Origin of the sequence: Paraburkholderia ferrariae NBRC 106233 (assembly GCF_000685035.1) — a bacterium.
Classification (GTDB): domain Bacteria; phylum Pseudomonadota; class Gammaproteobacteria; order Burkholderiales; family Burkholderiaceae; genus Paraburkholderia; species Paraburkholderia ferrariae.
The window spans coordinates 102679-119707 of sequence record NZ_BAYB01000003.1 but is presented as its reverse complement, the minus strand read 5'-3'; the positions used below and the strand labels follow the sequence as shown (position 1 = coordinate 119707).

Here is a 17029-nt window from a genome sequence, read left to right as displayed (position 1 = left end):
AGGCCCGCCAGCACCGCGCCGATGCGCGGCACCTGGTCCGGCGTGTTGCGCTCGCGATAGAGCCACGCCGGCGCGATGTCGGGCGCGTCGGTTTCCATGACGATCGCGTCGAGCGGCAGTTGCTCCGCGAGCCGCCGGATCTGCAGCGCGCGCTCGAACGTGACGTTGCCGCCAAAGCCCAGATGCATGCCGTGGTCGATGAACGCACGCGCCTGCTGAAAGCTGCCGTTGAACGCATGCGCAATGCCGCGATGCACGCCATTGCGGCGCAGCCCCTTCAACACCTGGTCCTGCGATTTGCGCACATGGCAGATCGCCGGCAGCCCGTACTCGCGCGCGAGCTTCAGCTGGGCATCGTAGAAGTGTTGCTGCCTGGCGTCGTCGAGCCCCGGCACGAAATAGTCGAGGCCGATCTCGCCGATGCCGACGAAGCGCGGATCGTCGAGGCTCGCCTCGATCTCCCTCCTCAGGGCATCGAGGTCGTCGTCCTGGGCGCCCGGCGTGTAAAGCGGATGAATGCCGAGCGCATACACCGCACCGTCCACGCGATGCGCGAGCTCGCGCACCGTCGCAAAGTTCCAGTGCGCGACAGCCGGAATGACGATGCGCGACACGCCCGCCGCGCGCGCGGCCGCCGCGACCGCGTCGCGGTCGGCGTCGAATTCGGCGGCGTCGAGATGGCAGTGCGTGTCGATCCACATGGCGTGCGCCTCACACGGGTACGACGGGCTCCTCGTGCAGCGTGCCGTCGCGCAGGCGCACGATGCGGTCGCAGCGCGCCGCCAGGTCGGGATCGTGCGTGACGATCACGAAGCTCGTATCGAACGAGTCGGACAGTTCGAGCATCAGGTTGAACACGGTATCGGCAGTGTTGCCGTCCAGATTGCCGGTGGGCTCGTCGGCCAGCACGCAGGCGGGCTTCGTCACGAGCGCGCGCGCGATCGCCACGCGCTGGCGCTCGCCGCCCGAAAGCTCGCCCGGGCGATGCTTCGCGCGGTGCGCAAGCCCCACGCGGTCAAGCGTCGCGAGCGCCACCTCGCGCGCCTCTTCCTGCGGCAGGCGGCGAATGCGCAGCGGCATCGCCACGTTGTCGAGCGCCGTGAACTCCGGCAGCAGATGGTGAAACTGATAGACGAAGCCGAGCGCGCGGTTGCGCAGATCGTTGCGCTCGCGCTCGGAGAGCGCCGTGAACGGCTTGCCGAGCACCGAAACGTTGCCCGCGCCGGGCTCGTCGAGGCCGCCCAGCACGTGCAGCAGCGTGCTCTTGCCCGAACCCGAGGCGCCCACGATCGCGAGCTTTTCGCCGCGGCGCACCTTCAGTTCCGCGTGCTTGAGCACCTCCACCTGGAGGCCGCCCTGGCCGAAGGTCTTGGAAACGTTGTGCGCTTCGAGCACATAGGGGTAGTCGCCCGCGGCGGCGAGAATCGATTGACGGTCATTCATAACGCAGTGCCTCCGCAGGACGAACCCTGGCCGCGCGCCAGCTCGGATAGAGCGTCGCGAGCGCGGAAAGCACGAACGCAATCAAGCCGATGCGGATCACGTCGGAGGCGACGAGTTCCGAGGGCAGCTCGCTGATGAAGTAGACGGACGGCGGCAGGAACTGCACGCCGAGCACATGCTCGATGGCCGGCACGGTCCACGGAATGCTCCACGCGATCAGGCAGCCCAGCGCCACGCCGAGGCCCGTGCCGACGAAGCCGATCGTCACGCCCTGCACGAAGAAGATCTTCATGATCGAGAACGGCTGCGCGCCGAGCGTGCGCAGGATGGCGATATCGGCCTGCTTGTTGGTGACGGTCATCACGAGCGACGAAACGAGGTTGAACGCCGCGACCGCGATGATGAGCGTGAGGATGATGAACATCATGCGCTTTTCGATCTGCACGGCGGAGAACCAGGTCTTGTTCTGCTGCGTCCAGTCGCGGATATAGAGGTCGCCCGAGAGCGTGTGCGTCAACTGCCGCGCGACTTCGGGCGCGCGCTGCATGTCCTTTAAACGCAGCCGCACGCCGCTCGGCGCAGGCAGGCGATAGAGGATTTCGGCGTCGCGGATATTGGTGAGCGCGAGCGTGCTGTCGTATTCGTAGTGGCCCGATTCGAACACGCCCACCACGTTGAACTGCTTCAGGCGCGGCAGCATGCCGGCGGGCGTGATGGAGCCTTCGGGCGCGACGAGCGTGACCTTGTCGCCCACCTGCACGCCGAGGCTCGACGCGAGATCGGCGCCCAGCACGATGTTCCAGCTACCCGGCGTGAGGTCGTTGAGACTGCCCGCCTTCATCTCCTTGTCGATGTCGGAGACCTGCGGCTCTTCGGAAGGCTCGATGCCGCGCAGCGCGACGCCGGACAGGCTGTCGCCGCGCGTGAGCAGCGCCTGGGCATCCACGTAGGGTGCAGCGCCGATCACTTCGCGGTTGGTCTTCGCTTCCTTCGCGGTCAACTGCCAGTCGGGCATCGAGCCCGTGGGCGAGAAGATCTCGATGTGCGCGAGCACCGAGAGCATGCGGTCGCGCACGTCGCGCTGGAAGCCGTTCATCACCGAGAGCACCACGATCAGCGCCGCGACGCCGAGCGCAATGCCCGACATCGAGACGAGCGCGATGAACGAAATGAAACCGTTGCCGGTCGTGCGCTTGCCGGCGCGCGTGTAGCGCCAGCCTATCTGCCATTCGTAGGGAAGTTTCAAGCGTGTCCTTGTCTGCGTCTTCGTTGTGCGGCGGGCCGGGGCACCGCGGGTGCCCTGCCGCTCCCGTGGCGCGTTGCCGGCCGGGGCCGCCTTGACCGCTCCGGGGGCGCCATCCCGCGCCCGTGCCGCCGCGAGTCAAGCGCGAAGTTTGCCACACTGGCGGCCCATGGGGCCCTTTGCGCCATCGTTGCGTGCGTTGTCGTGTGCATTGTTGCGTGCATGAAAGCCCTGCCCGGTTCTCCCGGGTGCTGCCGACGGCCCTTCTCCTTCGAGCCGGATTGCTGCCGCAAGTGCCCGTTCCAATACCCGCCCAAGTCCCCGTCGAGCGCCTGATTCCCAGAGACACCCCACCCGCCCGCCGGAGCGGGCCGCCCGATGGGCGAAGCGCCGAAGTACAATTCGCCCCATCATGCCTGCCGACCGACTCCACCTGCTCCTCCCCTTTGCGCTACCCTCCGCCGCGGCGGCCTCGACCGCGCTCGCCGGCCTCGACACGCCCGCGCTCGACAAGCTCGTGGCCCGCGCCACGGCGGGCGAGACGGTGATCGGCGAAGATTTCCAGCGCACGCTGCCGCACGAGCGCTGGGTGGCGAAGCGATTCGGCACGGCCGATTCGGGCGCCCCCCGCCCGGCCGCCGCCGACGACGAAGCCCCGCTCGCGCCCTACATGCTGCTCGCCGACGGCGGCACGCCCGGCGACGCCACCTGGGCCTGCATCCAGCCCGTGCACGTGCGCATCGCGCACGACCATCTGGTGTTGATCGATCCCGATTCGCTCGACCTCGCCGACGCCGATGCCGCGACGCTCTACGCCGTCGCGAAGCCGCTCATCGAGGAGCTGGGCGTGCGCGTCGAGGCGCCGACGCCGCAGCGCTGGTATCTCTCGAGCGACGCCTTCGGCACCCTGGCCGGCGCCTCGCCGCTGCGCGCGAGCGGGCGCAACATCGAAATCTGGCTGCCGCACGAGGCGGGCTCGGGCCAGCGCTCGCGCGCGTGGATGAAGGTGCAGAACGAAGTGCAGATGGCCTGGTTCGAGCATCCCGTGAACGAAGCCCGCGAGGCGCACGGGCTGCCTGCCGTGAATTCCATCTGGTTCCATGCGCAGGGCACGCTGCGCCCGGTGACGAGCCCGTTTGCGCAGGTGCGCTCGGACGCGGCCGCCACGCGCGGCCTGGCACTGGCCGCCGGCGTCGGGGTGCAGGCCGCGCCGGCCTCGTTCGCGGCCTGGGCGGCACCGGCAGCACCAGTGGCACCGGTATCAAGCGAGGCCCAGTCCGGCACGACCCTCATCGAACTCGATCCCTTTTCGGCGCCCTTCATCCAGCAGGACTGGGGCCGCTGGAATGCCGCGTTCGCCGCGCTCGAGCGCGACTGGTTCGCCCCCGCGCTCGACGCGCTGCAGGCGGGCCGGCTCGCCGCGCTCGATCTCACGCTGTGCGGCGATACGGGCTCGGTCGATCTGTCGATCACGCGCGCCGACCTGCGCAAATTCTGGCGGCGCCGCGTGTTCGCGTCGCTTTTCATCGAATAAACCAACCAAAGCCGTCCCGCATGACCCGAATCGTCACTCGCGCCTGTTCCCCCGCCGACGCCGAAGTCCTCGTCCGTCACGGCCTGCATCCGGTGCTGGCGCGCCTCTACGCGTCGCGCGGCGTCTGCCAGCCCGACGAGATCGAAACCGGCCTCGGCCGCCTGATGCCGCCCGCCGGCATGAAGGGACTCGCCGACGCGGCCATGCTGCTCGCCGACGCGCTCGCCGCGAACCGCCGCATGCTCGTGGTCGCCGACTACGACTGCGACGGCGCCACCGCCTGCGCCGTCGCCGTGCGCGGGCTGCGCATGCTCGGCGCGCAGATCGACTACCTCGTGCCCAACCGCTTCGAGTACGGCTACGGCCTCACGCCCGAAATCGTCGCGCTCGCGGCAAAGCAGCCGGGCGGGCGGCCCGATCTGCTGATCACGGTCGATAACGGCATCGCGAGCGTCGAGGGCGTGGAGGCGGCGAATGCGCTCGGCATCGACGTGCTCGTGACCGACCACCACCTGCCCGGCGACACGCTCCCCGCCGCGCGCGCCATCGTCAATCCGAACCAGCCGGGCTGCGGCTTCGAGAGCAAGTGCATCGCGGGCGTGGGAGTGATGTTCTACGTGCTGCTTGCCTTGCGCGCGGAACTGCGCCGCCGCGGCGCATTCGGCGACGACCGGCCCGAGCCGCGCCTCGACGGCCTGCTCGACCTCGTCGCGCTCGGCACGGTCGCCGACGTCGTGAAGCTCGACGGCAACAACCGCGTGCTCGTGGCGCAAGGCTTGCAGCGCATCCGCAACGGCCGCATGCAGCCCGGCATCGCCGCGCTCTTTCGCGCCGCGGGCCGTGAAGCGCGCAGCGCCTCCGGCTTCGACCTGGGGTTCGCGCTCGGGCCGCGCCTGAACGCCGCGGGCCGCCTCTCCGATATGTCGCTCGGCATCGAGTGCCTGACCACGGACGACGTGGGCCGCGCCTGGGCCCTCGCCCAGCAGCTCGACACCATGAACCGCGAGCGGCGCGAGATCGAGGCGGGCATGCAGCAGCAAGCCCTCGCCGATCTCGCGGACGTCGATCCGGAAGGCAAGGCCACGCTCACGCTCTTCAATCCGGGCTGGCATCAGGGCGTGATCGGCATCGTGGCGGGACGGCTCAAGGAGCGGTTCCATCGCCCGTCCTTCACGTTCGCCCTCGCGGACGAAAGCGGCGAACTCGTGAAGGGCTCCGGCCGCTCGATCCCCGGTTTCCACCTGCGCGACGCCATCGATCTGATCGCCAAGCGCGAGCCGGGCCTCATCCACAAGTTCGGCGGCCACGCCATGGCGGCCGGCATGACGCTCGCCGCCGCCGACGTGCCGCGCTTTGCCGACGCCTTCGAGCGCGTGGGCCGCGAGTGGCTCTCGGCCGAGGCGCTCGCGCGCACCGTGGAAACCGACGGCGATCTCGAAGACGCCTACTTCACGCCCGACTTCGTCGAAATGCTCGATGCGGCGGTCTGGGGCCAGGGCTTCCCGGCGCCCGTGTTCGCGGGGGAATTCGAAGTGGCGTCCCAGGCGCTCGTGAAGGACAAGCACCTGAAGCTGCAGCTTTTGCGCGGCCGCCAGCGCTTTAATGCCATCTGGTTCAACCACACCGAGCCGCTGCCCCAGCACGCCACCGTCGCCTACCGGCTCGTGCGCGACACCTGGAACGGCGTGTCGCGGGTGCAGCTCGTGGTGGAGCACGCGGCGGACTGACGCGGCTTCACGGACCATCACCCGGCTCGTCGCGCAAGCCGCCGCGCCGACCGCGATGCGGGCCTTGATGACGGCCCGATCGGCTATAATTCAAGGTTTTACGCCCCGGATCACGACACAAATGGAAGCGGAACGTCTCAACGCGATCGAAGCCTCTCTGGCGGACCTGCGCGCACGCGCGGGCGAGCTACGGGGGTATCTTTGACTACGATGCCAAGTCCACGCGACTGATCGAAGTCAATCGAGAACTCGAAGACCCTAACGTCTGGAACGACTCGAAGCACGCCCAGGGTCTCGGCAAGGAAAAGAAACTGCTCGAAGGCGTGGTGCACGTGCTCGACGGCATCGAGAACGACACGCGCGATGCGCAGGACCTCTTCGAGATGGCGCGCGAGGAAGACGACGAAGACACGCTCGTCGCCTGCGAGGCCGATGCTGCCGCCATCGAGAAGCGCGTGGCCGACGTCGAGTTCCGCCGCATGTTCGCGAATCCCGCCGACCCGAACAACGCCTTCATCGACATCCAGGCGGGCGCGGGCGGCACCGAGGCCTGCGACTGGGCTTCCATGCTGCTGCGCCAGTACGTGCGCTACTGCGAGCGCAAGGGCTTCAAGACCGAAGTGCTCGAAGAGTCCGAAGGCGACGTGGCCGGCATCAAGAGCGCGACGATCAAGGTCGAAGGCGAATACGCCTACGGCTTCCTGCGCACCGAAACCGGCATTCACCGGCTCGTGCGCAAGTCGCCGTTCGATTCGTCCGGCGGTCGCCATACGTCGTTCTCGTCGGTGTTCGTGTACCCGGAGATCGACGACTCGTTCGAGATCGAGGTCAATCCGGCCGATCTGCGCATCGACACCTACCGCGCTTCGGGCGCGGGCGGCCAGCACATCAACAAGACCGACTCCGCGGTGCGGATCACGCACATTCCGTCGGGCATCGTCGTGCAGTGCCAGAACGACCGCTCGCAGCACCGCAACCGCGCCGAAGCCATGGCGATGCTGAAATCGCGCCTGTACGAAGCCGAAATGCGCAAGCGCCAGTCGGAGCAGGACAAGCTCGAAGCGGGCAAGTCGGACGTGGGCTGGGGCCACCAGATCCGCTCCTACGTGCTCGACAACAGCCGCATCAAGGATCTGCGCACCAACGTCGAAATCAGCAACACCAAAGCCGTGCTCGACGGCGATCTCGACGACTTCATCAGCGCCAGCCTGAAACAGGGCGTGTAAGCCGCCGCGTGCCCGGGGCGTCCCCCGGGCACCGCGCAATCCGCAACATCGCCGTATCACCGAATCCGAGCCAACATGACCGAACCGACCCAGCCGACGGCGGCCAGCGCCGCACCCGACCTGGACGACAACCAGATCATCGCCGAGCGCCGCGAGAAGCTGCGCGCGCTGCGCGAAACGGGCGTCGCCTATCCGAACGACTTCCGCCCCACCCACCACGCCGCCGACCTGCAGCGCGACTACGCCGGCAGCGACAAGGACGCGCTCGAAGCGCAGCCGCTGGAAGTGGCGATCGCGGGCCGCATGATGCTCAAGCGCGTGATGGGCAAGGCGAGCTTCGCAACGGTGCGCGACGGCTCGGGCCAGATCCAGTTCTTCATCACGCCCGCCGACGTCGGCGAAGCCATCTACGAAGCGTTCAAGAAGTGGGATCTGGGCGACATCGTCGCGGCAAAGGGCGTGCTGTTCCGCACGAACAAGGGCGAGCTGTCGGTGCGCTGCACCGAACTGCGCCTGCTCTCGAAGGCGCTGCGCCCGCTGCCGGACAAGTTCCACGGCCTCGCCGACCAGGAAACGCGCTATCGCCAGCGCTACGTCGACCTGATCGTCACGCCCGAATCGCGCAATACCTTCGTCTCGCGCACGAAGGCGATTTCGTCGGTGCGCCGCTTCATGGCCGACGCCGGCTTCATGGAAGTCGAAACGCCGATGCTGCACCCCATCCCGGGCGGCGCGGCGGCCAAGCCCTTCGTCACGCACCACAATGCGCTCGACATGCAGATGTTCATGCGCATCGCGCCCGAGCTCTACCTGAAGCGCCTCATCGTGGGCGGCTTCGAGCGCGTGTTCGAGATCAACCGGAATTTCCGTAACGAAGGCGTTTCGCCGCGTCACAATCCGGAATTCACGATGATGGAGTTCTACGCCGCGTACACCGACTACGCGTGGCTCATGGACTTCACCGAAGCGCTGATCCGCCAGGCCGCCATCGACGCGCAAGGCACCGCCGTGCTCAGCTACCAGGGCCGCGAACTGGACCTGAGCAAGCCGTTCCATCGCCTCACGATCACCCAGGCCATCCAGAAGTACGCGCCGAACTACACCGACGCCCAGCTTGCCGACGCGGCGTTCCTGCGCACCGAGCTCAAGAAGTTCGGCGTGGACGCGAACCAGCCCGCGTTCCTGAACGCCGGCGTGGGCTCGCTGCAACTGGCGCTCTTCGAGGAAACGGCCGAATCGCAGCTCTGGGAGCCGACCTACATCATCGACTACCCGGTGGAAGTGTCGCCGCTCGCGCGCGCCTCGGACACGCAGCAGGGCATCACGGAGCGCTTCGAGCTCTTCATTACGGGCCGCGAGATCGCCAACGGCTTCTCGGAGCTGAACGATCCGGAAGACCAGGCCGCGCGCTTCAAGAAGCAGGTCGAGCAGAAAGACGCCGGCGACGAGGAAGCGATGTACTACGACGCCGACTACATCCGCGCGCTCGAGTACGGCATGCCTCCGACGGGCGGCTGCGGCATCGGCATCGACCGTCTCGTGATGCTGCTGACCGACAGCCCGAGCATCCGCGACGTGATCCTCTTCCCGCACCTGCGCCGCGAAGACTAAGTCGCGCGCTTGCGGTAGCACCAGGGGCGCATGCGGTTCACGCCGCATGCGCCCTTTGTTTTGCCGCTGCGGCTTGCCTTCCCGGTTTGTAACCATCGGTAAAAGCTGTCGGGGTCGAAACCTGCATCTGGCCCTGCCCCATTCGTCAGAACAAGCGTTCATGCGCCTCGCCGCCCGCTTGCGCGACGGCACGAGGCAGGAGCGACGCGCCCGGGTTACAAATTGAAACCCGCCGGGAATCGTTCTGGCTCAGACTTGTCTCATAAACATCAACTCTGCTGAAGACGGAGCCCTTCATGAACCAACCCGATCCGAATACCTCACGCAAACGTCTGCATCCCCTCATCGCCGCGGCCGCGGCCGCCGTGATTGTCGCGAGCCTCGCGGCCACCGCCGCCATCACGGGCGTCTTCCCGAAGGCGTCGAGCAACACCGAACAAAACGCCCAGACCCAGACCGGGCAGACCGCCATGGCGGCCTCGCAGCCCGTGGTCGATTCGACGCAGCCGGCGCCGGCCCCGCAAGGCGCAAACGCGCAGGTCGCGCAGAACACCGCACCGGTCGCGCAGCAAGCGGGGCAGCCCATGCCGGTCGCCCCGGCGCAGCCGCAACAGCCGCAATATGCCCAGCAACCGCAGCAGGGGGCCGAGGAGGCTCAACCGGCTCCGGCGCCGTGCGAATCGTGCGGCACGGTAGTGGCGATTTCGGCCGTCAGGCATGAAGGTCACGGCACCGGCATCGGCGCCGTGGGGGGCGCCGTGGCCGGCGGCCTGATCGGCAACCAGTTCGGCGCGGGCGGCGGACGCACCGCCATGACGCTGCTCGGCGCGCTCGGCGGCGGCGTGGCCGGCAACTCGGTCGAAAAGCACCTGCGCAGCACGACGAGCTACTCGGTGCGCGTGCGCATGGAAAGCGGCAAGCTGCGCTACTTCACGTACCACGAAGCGCCGCCGTTCCAGCAAGGCCAACGCGTGCGCGTGGAAAACGGCACGCTCGTCGCGGGCTGAGGCGGCTGCTACCTCGATCCGCAGAAGCGCGCAAAGAAAAAGGCGATCCACCCGACATGGGCGAATCGCCTTTTTTACGTCCTGCATGAACCAGCGCCCGCTGGAGCGCCGGGGGGCGGCTCGGTACTCAGTAACCGGCGTCCTCGATCCACGCGGCCTGGATGGCCTCCAGGATCTTCTCGTTCGAGCGCTCGGGATCGTCGTCGAAGCCTTCGAGTGCCGTGATCCAGCGATGCAGATCGGTGAAGCGCACGTACTGCGGATCCACTTCCGGATGCGTGTCGGTCAGTGCCACCGCGATGTCCTGCACATCGGTCCATTTCATGGCTGCGCGCTCCTCTTCGGGCTTAATGGTTTTCCTTCGCGTGATTGATCGAGTAACGCGGAATCTCGATCACCAGGTCGTCGTCCTTCGGCACGAGGGCCTGGCACGACAGCCGCGAGGTCGGCTCCAGACCCCACGCCTTGTCGAGCAGATCGTCCTCGGTTTCCTCGGACGGCTCGAGCGCGTCGAAGCCTTCACGCACGATCACGTGACAGGTCGTGCACGCGCACGACTTCTCGCATGCGTGCTCGATCTCGATGCCGTGCTCGAGCAGCGCGTCGCACACGCTCTCGCCCGGCTTCGCTTCGATCACCGCACCCTCCGGGCACAGTTCGACATGGGGCAGCACCACGATTTGAGGCATTGTGAATTCCGTTTCCAATAACGTTCATACCGGGTGCAGTCCCCCGTCCTCGACGGCGGCCTGCGCCCATTCTACTGGCGCCGCACGCTTTCCTGCATCGGGAAAGCACGCAGGCGCCGCGGCGCGCGCACGCCGCTTCGGCAGTCCTGGCCGGCTCTGCCGGCGCTATGCTCAGCCGATCTCGTCGAGCCGCTTGCCCGCAAGTGCGCGCTTGATGCCCTTGTCCATGCGGCGCGCGGCGAATTCGTCGGTGCCTTCGGCCAGCGCCTTCGTGGCCGCCTCGATCGCCCCGGCGTCCTCGCCTCGCGCGACGCCGCGCAGGGCATCCACGAGCGCGTCGAGCGCGGTGCGCTCACCGGCATCGAGCAGTTCGCCGTCGGCGGCCAGCGCGGCCGTGGTGGCCTCGATGATGCGCTCGGCTTCCACCTGTGCCTCGCGCAGCGCGCGGGCGCGCATGTCCACTTCGGCGGTCTTGAAGCTGTCTTCGAGCATCTTCGCGATGTCGTCGTCGGCGAGGCCGTAGGACGGCTTCACCACCACCGAAGCCTCCACGCCCGAATGCTGCTCGCGGGCGAACACGGAAAGCAGGCCGTCCGCATCCACCTGATAAGTCACGCGGATGCGCGCCGCGCCCGCCGCCATCGGCGGAATGCCGCGCAATTCGAAGCGCGCGAGCGAGCGGCAGTCGGAGACGAGCTCGCGCTCGCCCTGGACCACGTGGATCGCCATCGCGGTCTGGCCGTCCTTGAAGGTCGTGAAGTCCTGCGCGCGCGCGACCGGAATGGTCGAGTTGCGCGGAATGATCTTCTCGACGAGGCCGCCCATCGTCTCCACGCCGAGCGACAGCGGAATCACGTCGAGCAGCAGCCAGTCGTCCTCGCCGCCGCGGTTGCCCGCCAGCAGGTCGGCCTGGATCGCCGCGCCGAGCGCGACCACCTGGTCGGGGTCGAGGTTCGTGAGCGGCGCCTGGCCGAAGTACTGTTCGACCGCGCGGCGGATCACCGGCATGCGCGTCGCGCCGCCGACCAGCACCACGCCCTTCACGTCCTTCGCCGCGATCTTCGCGTCGCGCAGCGCACGGCGCGTGGGCGTGAGCGTGCGCTGCACGAGTTCCTGCGTGAGCGCTTCGAAGCGCGCTTCGTCGATCGTCAGCGCGATGGCCTTGCCGCTCGACAGCGTGACCTCGAGCTTCGCTTCGGGCGCCGACGAAAGCGCTTCCTTCGCGTCGCGCACGCGGTCGAGCAGGAGGCGCACGTCTTCGGGCGCGAGCGCGTGGGCATCGAGCCCGGCCTGCTCCAGCACGTAGCGGTAGAGCGCGTGATCGAAGTCGTCGCCGCCGAGCGCCGAGTCGCCGCCCGCCGCGAGCACCTCGAACACCCCCTTGGTGAGCTTGAGGATCGACAGGTCGAAGGTGCCGCCGCCCAGGTCGTACACCGCGTAGAGCCCTTCGGCGCCGTTGTCGAGGCCGTAGGCAATGGCCGCCGCGGTCGGCTCGTTCAGGAGCCGCAGCACGTTCAGGCCGGCGAGGCGCGCGGCGTCCTTGGTCGCCTGGCGCTGCGCCTCGTCGAAGTACGCGGGCACCGTGATGACCGCGCCGACGAGTTCGTCGCCGAGCGTGTCTTCGGCGCGCTGGCGCAGCGTCGCGAGAATTTCCGCCGAGACTTCGACCGGGCTCTTCACGCCATCGGCCGTCTGGATCTGCACCATGCCCGGCGCGTCGACGAATGCGTACGGCGCGTTCTCGGCGCCTTCGACGTCGGCCTTGCCGCGGCCCATGAAGCGCTTGACCGAGACGATCGTGTTGCGCGGATCGGTGGCGGCTTCGGCCTTGGCCTTGCGGCCGATACGGCGGCCGCCGCCCGCGAGATAGCGCACGACGGAAGGCAGCAGCGCGTGGCCGTCCTCGTCGGGCAGCACGTCGGGCACGCCGCTGCGCACCGCGGCGACCAGCGAGTTCGTCGTGCCGAGGTCGATGCCGACCGCGAGCCGCCGCTGATGCGGCGCCGGCGCCATGCCGGGTTCGGAGATTTGCAGTAATGCCATCTGTGTGATCGTGTGGGGAGCCCGTATGGCCCCTTGCTTTAATCCATTCGGCTCGCGCCCCGCCCTGCCCTACGCGGGCGGCCTGGCGCTCACCCCATTCAGCCTTCCAGACGCTCGATCTGCGCGTCGATCTCGCCCGCCACGCGCTCGATGAACATCAGCTGGCGCACCGCCTCGGCCGCCGCCTGGTTCGAACCGCTGCCGATCAGCGCCGCAAGCTTCGCGAGGCGCGCGCGCTCGTCGTCGCGCAACTCGGCCGCGAGCGCATCGAGTGCATCGACGTTCTTCGCGCCCACCGCGTCCTCGATCGCCTCGCGCCACTCCATCTGCTGCATGAGGAACGCGGGCTCCATCGCCGTGTTGTTCTCCGCACCCACGTCGATGCCGCGCAGATGCAGCAGATATTTCGCACGCCTGAGCGGATCGCGCAGCGTCTGGTATGCCTCGTTCGCGCGCGTGGCCCACTGCATCGCCACGCGCTTTTGCGCGTCGCCGGCCGCGGCGAAGCGGTCGGGATGCACCTGCGCCTGCACCGTGCGGTAGGCATGGTCGAGCGTATCGGCGTCGATCTCGAACTGCTCGGGCAGGCCGAAGAGGACGAAGTGGCTGTCGGAGAGTGAGGAAAGCGAGGTCATCGAATGTATGCCGCCCGGGCGGATTCCAGCGGGCGCGCCGCGCGCACCCATCAAAAGTCAAAAAGGCGGCACAGGCCGCCTTTTCACCGCTACGCGCGGACTCAGACGCGGAACGACTCGCCGCAGCCGCACTCGTCCTTCACGTTCGGATTGTTGAACTTGAAGCCCTCGTTGAGCCCTTCGCGCACGAAGTCGAGCTGCGTGCCGTCGATATAGGCGAGGCTCTTCGGATCGACGATCACCTTCACGCCATGGCTCTCGAACACGTTGTCTTCGGACGCGAGTTCGTCCACGTACTCGAGCTTGTACGCAAGACCCGAGCAGCCCGTCGTGCGCACGCCGAGGCGCAGACCCACGCCCTTGCCGCGCCGGGTCAGATACTTCTGCACGTGCTGTGCCGCTTTTTCCGTCAACGTAATTGCCATAGCGTCTTCGCCGCGCCCTGCAGCATGGGGTCCGGACTTGCCGTTCCCTCACGCCGCCGCGCCGGGCTGCCTGCCTTCAAAGTCGTTAATCCCGCAGCGGGCGGCGTCGCCGTCCGCTGCGCTCCTGCCTTCGGACCGCGAGGTCTCCCTCGGGTCTTTCCGCGCCTCAGGCCGCGTCGGCGTCGGCCTTCGCGTCCGCCGTGTGGCGCTGGCGGTAATCGGCCACCGCTGCCTTGATCGCGTCTTCCGCGAGAATCGAGCAGTGGATCTTCACCGGCGGCAGCGCGAGTTCTTCCGCGATCTGCGTGTTCTTGATGTCGAGCGCCTGATCGAGCGTCTTGCCCTTCACCCACTCGGTCACGAGCGAGCTCGACGCGATGGCCGAACCGCAGCCATAGGTCTTGAACTTCGCGTCTTCGATAACGCCGTCCGCGCCCACGCGGATCTGCAGCTTCATCACGTCGCCGCACGCCGGCGCGCCGACCATGCCGGTGCCCACTGTGTCGTCGTCCTTCGCGAACGAGCCGACGTTGCGGGGGTTTTCGTAATGGTCCAGAACCTTGTCGCTATATGCCATGATCACACTCCTTCAATTCGTTGGCCGCGCTGCACGCCGTGCGTTGCGCTGCGGCCGGGTCGATGTTCGCTACGTTCGCTACACTCCACGCCCGATGCGCCTTTAGTGCGCCGCCCACTGGATAGTCGAAATATCGATGCCGTCCTTGTGCATCTCCCACAGCGGCGAGAGTTCGCGCAGCTTGGCGATCTTCGACTTGAGCAGGTTGATCACATAGTCCACGTCCTGCTCGGTCGTGAAGCGGCCCACCGTGAAGCGGATCGAGCTGTGCGCCAGTTCGTCGTTGCGGCCGAGCGCGCGCAGCACGTACGACGGTTCGAGCGACGCAGACGTACAGGCCGAGCCCGACGACACCGCCACGTCCTTGACCGCCATGATCAGCGACTCGCCCTCGACGAAGTTGAAGCTGATGTTCAGGTTGTGCGGGACACGCTTTTCCATGTCGCCGTTCACATAGGTTTCTTCGATTTCCGAGAGGCCGCGCAGCAGCTTGTCGCGCAGCATGCGCACGCGCTCGTTCTCGGTTGCCATCTCTTCGCGCGCGATACGGAACGCTTCGCCCATGCCCACGATCTGGTGCGTGGCGAGCGTGCCCGAGCGCATGCCGCGCTCGTGGCCGCCGCCGTGCATCTGCGCTTCGATGCGCACGCGCGGCTTGCGGCGCACGTACAGCGCGCCGATGCCCTTCGGGCCGTAGGTCTTGTGCGCCGAGAACGACATCAGATCGACCTTGAGCTTTTGCAGGTCGATGGGCGCCTTGCCCGTCGATTGCGCGGCGTCCACGTGGAAGATGATGCCCTTCTCGCGGCAGATCTCGCCGATCGCCTCGATGTCCTGGATCACGCCGATCTCGTTGTTCACGTGCATCACGGAAACGAGGATCGTGTCGGGACGGATCGCGGCCTTGAATGCCTCGAGGTCGATCAGACCGTCGTCCCTGACGTCCAGATAGGTGACTTCGTAGCCTTCGCGCTCGAGTTCGCGGCAGGTGTCGAGCACGGCCTTGTGCTCGGTCTTCACCGTGATGATGTGCTTGCCGCGGCTCTTGTAGAAGTGCGCGGCGCCCTTGATCGCGAGGTTGTCCGATTCGGTGGCGCCGGAGGTCCAGATGATTTCGCGCGGGTCGGCGTTCACGAGCGCCGCGACGTTTTCGCGCGCTTCTTCGACCGCACGTTCCGCATCCCAGCCGTAGGCGTGGCTGCGCGACGCCGGATTGCCGAACTGCTCGCGCAGGTACGGAATCATCTTGTCCACCACGCGCGGGTCGACCGGGGTCGTCGCGCTGTAGTCCATGTAGATGGGCAAGTGGGGAATGTCGTTATTCATCTATCGCTCCGGGGATTCTGTCTGCTGCTCTGTGTATTGCGCTGGCCGTGGTCCGGGTCAGGAGCCGGCCATGTTGAATATGGAATTCGGCCCGAGCGGCACGGTACGCACCGGATCGAGCGCTGGCGCCTCGGCGCGGCGGTCGCGCAGGACGGCGGGCGCGGCGCCTTCGCGGGCGCGCTGCTTGTCCACCAGATCCTTGAGCGACACGGAATCGAGGTACTCCACCATCTTCTGGTTCAGCGTGGACCAGAGCTCGTGCGTCATGCAGTGGCCGTCGTGCTGCTTGGTGCCTTCGCACGCGCCCTTGCCGCCGCACTGGGTGGCGTCGAGCGGCTCGTCCACGGCGATGATGATGTCCGCCACCGTGACGTCCTCCGCGCGGCGCGCGAGGTTGTACCCGCCGCCCGGCCCGCGGACCGATTCGACGATTTCATGACGGCGGAGCTTGCCGAACAGCTGTTCGAGGTACGACAGCGAAATATGCTGGCGCTGGCTGATACCCGCAAGCGTCACCGGGCCCTGCTCCTGGCGCAGGGCCAGGTCGATCATCGCCGTGACGGCGAAACGGCCTTTCGTGGTGAGTCTCATGATGTAGGGGAACCGCAATTCTCGACAATTTTCGTCAAGTATAAATACATGACTAGTTTAGTCAAGTATCCGCACAGCGATACGGGTTATTCGGTGGCCTGCGAATAGCCCAAATTCGCCCAAAAACGACGTACGACGCGAATCAGGGCTCAGACAGTAAACTGAGTGCGCAAGGCGGCCAGCAAACCCGTGCACGCTGCCTCGCACTGATCGAGCACCGCTTCAAAACCGGCCTCGCCGCCGAAATAAGGGTCGGTGACGACACGTTCATTCCGTTGCGGCGCGAACTCCATCAGGAGGCGGATCTTGTCGCGCGTCGCCGTCGGCGCGACGTTCTGCAACGCGGTGACGTTCGCGTCGTCCATCGCGACAACGAGATCGAAACGCTCGAAGTCGTCCGCGCCGATCTGGCGCGCGCGCAGCGGCGCGAGGCCGTAGCCGCGGCGCTGGCCCGCGCGCTGGGCGCGCTCGTCGGGCGCCTCGCCCAGGTGCCAGTCGCCCGTGCCCGCCGAATCGACGTCGATGCGCTCAGCCAGCCCCGCCTGTCCGACCAGGTGCCGCATCACGGCTTCGGCCGTGGGCGAACGGCAGATGTTGCCGAGGCAGACGAAACAGACGGAAACTTTCTTCATCGGGTCGGACGGCGCGAAGGTCAATATGAGATGGCCAGGAAGGCGCAATTATACAAAGCACAGCGCAGCCGCGCCGCGCGCTCAAATGGCGCTCGTGCGCGGCAGCGCTTCGCCGGCCACGGGCGTCTTGACGGGAACCTTGCCTTCGCTGCCGACGAGGCCGTACGACACGGCACGCGCCAGTTCGGCACTCAGTTGATCGGCGGCGAGCGGCATTTGCTGCTGCGCCGTATTCCATGCATGGGCCCACGCGATGGCCGCGCAGGGCAGGATCAACGCCAGCGGCCAGTACACCGATATTTTCTTTTTCATGATGCGCA

18 protein-coding genes are annotated in these 17029 nt (G+C 67.3%); 5 read left to right on the top strand and 13 right to left on the bottom strand.

Annotation, left to right across the window (positions count from 1 at the left end; translation table 11 throughout):
• The 3 genes from BFE01S_RS03590 to BFE01S_RS03580 all read right to left on the bottom strand — a co-directional run.
• Positions 1-701: TatD family hydrolase (locus tag BFE01S_RS03590; protein ID WP_028224432.1), on the bottom strand; the 701-nt coding region annotated here is incomplete at its 3' end.
• Positions 702-711: 10 nt separating this feature from the next.
• Complete coding sequence (gene lolD, locus BFE01S_RS03585; RefSeq protein WP_028224431.1) at positions 712-1443, bottom strand: lipoprotein-releasing ABC transporter ATP-binding protein LolD; 732 nt, start codon at positions 1441-1443, stop codon at positions 712-714.
• A complete protein-coding gene (locus BFE01S_RS03580) occupies positions 1436-2689 on the bottom strand; it encodes a lipoprotein-releasing ABC transporter permease subunit (RefSeq protein ID WP_028224430.1) in 1254 nt (417 codons plus the stop codon). Before BFE01S_RS03580 ends, lolD begins: the two co-directional genes overlap by 8 nt.
• A gap of 409 nt (positions 2690-3098) precedes the next feature.
• On the opposite strand from BFE01S_RS03580, the gene BFE01S_RS03575 reads away from it, so the two are divergent.
• The 5 genes from BFE01S_RS03575 (at position 3099) to BFE01S_RS03555 (ending at position 9791) form a co-directional block, all read left to right on the top strand.
• A complete protein-coding gene (locus BFE01S_RS03575; RefSeq protein ID WP_042337162.1) occupies positions 3099-4220 on the top strand; it encodes a hypothetical protein in 1122 nt (373 codons plus the stop codon).
• A 20-nt stretch (positions 4221-4240) separates the two neighbouring features.
• The gene (gene recJ / locus BFE01S_RS03570) at positions 4241-5947 is read left to right on the top strand and encodes a single-stranded-DNA-specific exonuclease RecJ (protein WP_028224428.1); all 1707 of its coding nucleotides are present in this window, start codon (positions 4241-4243) and stop codon (positions 5945-5947) included.
• Positions 5948-6068: 121 nt separating this feature from the next.
• Positions 6069-7173, top strand: a protein-coding gene (gene prfB / locus BFE01S_RS03565; RefSeq protein WP_156966893.1) for a peptide chain release factor 2 whose coding sequence is annotated in 2 segments (ribosomal slippage) — positions 6069-6149 and positions 6151-7173 — 1104 coding nt in all. Because the reading frame shifts where the segments join, the coding sequence is not laid out codon by codon here.
• 75 nt (positions 7174-7248) lie between these two features.
• Complete coding sequence (gene lysS / locus BFE01S_RS03560; RefSeq protein ID WP_028224426.1) at positions 7249-8784, top strand: lysine--tRNA ligase; 1536 nt, start codon at positions 7249-7251, stop codon at positions 8782-8784.
• 296 nt (positions 8785-9080) lie between these two features.
• Positions 9081-9791 (top strand): glycine zipper 2TM domain-containing protein, encoded by a 711-nt coding sequence (locus tag BFE01S_RS03555; RefSeq protein ID WP_028224425.1) that lies wholly within the window; start codon positions 9081-9083, stop codon positions 9789-9791.
• 127 nt (positions 9792-9918) lie between these two features.
• On the opposite strand, the gene iscX is transcribed toward BFE01S_RS03555, so the two are convergent.
• From iscX to BFE01S_RS03505, 10 genes are all read right to left on the bottom strand, one after another.
• Positions 9919-10116: a Fe-S cluster assembly protein IscX gene (iscX, locus tag BFE01S_RS03550; RefSeq protein ID WP_028224424.1), complete on the bottom strand. Its 198-nt coding sequence runs from the start codon at positions 10114-10116 to the stop codon at positions 9919-9921.
• Between the two features lie 22 nt (positions 10117-10138).
• Positions 10139-10480: an ISC system 2Fe-2S type ferredoxin gene (gene fdx / locus BFE01S_RS03545; RefSeq protein WP_028224423.1), complete on the bottom strand. Its 342-nt coding sequence runs from the start codon at positions 10478-10480 to the stop codon at positions 10139-10141.
• Positions 10481-10651: 171 nt separating this feature from the next.
• The gene (gene hscA, locus BFE01S_RS03540; RefSeq protein WP_028224422.1) at positions 10652-12523 is read right to left on the bottom strand and encodes a Fe-S protein assembly chaperone HscA; all 1872 of its coding nucleotides are present in this window, start codon (positions 12521-12523) and stop codon (positions 10652-10654) included.
• A 98-nt stretch (positions 12524-12621) separates the two neighbouring features.
• A complete protein-coding gene (gene hscB / locus BFE01S_RS03535) occupies positions 12622-13158 on the bottom strand; it encodes a Fe-S protein assembly co-chaperone HscB (protein WP_028224421.1) in 537 nt (178 codons plus the stop codon).
• A gap of 101 nt (positions 13159-13259) precedes the next feature.
• Positions 13260-13583: an iron-sulfur cluster assembly protein IscA gene (gene iscA / locus BFE01S_RS03530; protein WP_028224420.1), complete on the bottom strand. Its 324-nt coding sequence runs from the start codon at positions 13581-13583 to the stop codon at positions 13260-13262.
• A 166-nt stretch (positions 13584-13749) separates the two neighbouring features.
• Positions 13750-14160: a Fe-S cluster assembly scaffold IscU gene (gene iscU, locus BFE01S_RS03525; RefSeq protein WP_028224419.1), complete on the bottom strand. Its 411-nt coding sequence runs from the start codon at positions 14158-14160 to the stop codon at positions 13750-13752.
• 102 nt (positions 14161-14262) lie between these two features.
• On the bottom strand, positions 14263-15486 hold the full coding sequence (locus tag BFE01S_RS03520; protein ID WP_028224418.1) for an IscS subfamily cysteine desulfurase: 1224 nt from the start codon (positions 15484-15486) through the stop codon (positions 14263-14265).
• Between the two features lie 57 nt (positions 15487-15543).
• On the bottom strand, positions 15544-16077 hold the full coding sequence (gene iscR, locus BFE01S_RS03515) for a Fe-S cluster assembly transcriptional regulator IscR (protein ID WP_028224417.1): 534 nt from the start codon (positions 16075-16077) through the stop codon (positions 15544-15546).
• Between the two features lie 149 nt (positions 16078-16226).
• Entirely contained in the window at positions 16227-16709 is a 483-nt protein-coding gene (locus BFE01S_RS03510; RefSeq protein ID WP_028224416.1) for a low molecular weight protein-tyrosine-phosphatase, read from the bottom strand.
• Positions 16710-16790: 81 nt separating this feature from the next.
• Positions 16791-17021 carry a hypothetical protein gene (locus BFE01S_RS03505; protein ID WP_028224415.1) on the bottom strand — a complete coding sequence of 77 codons (231 nt, stop codon included), beginning with the start codon at positions 17019-17021 and terminating at the stop codon, positions 16791-16793.
• Between the last annotated feature and the right edge of the window lie 8 nt (positions 17022-17029).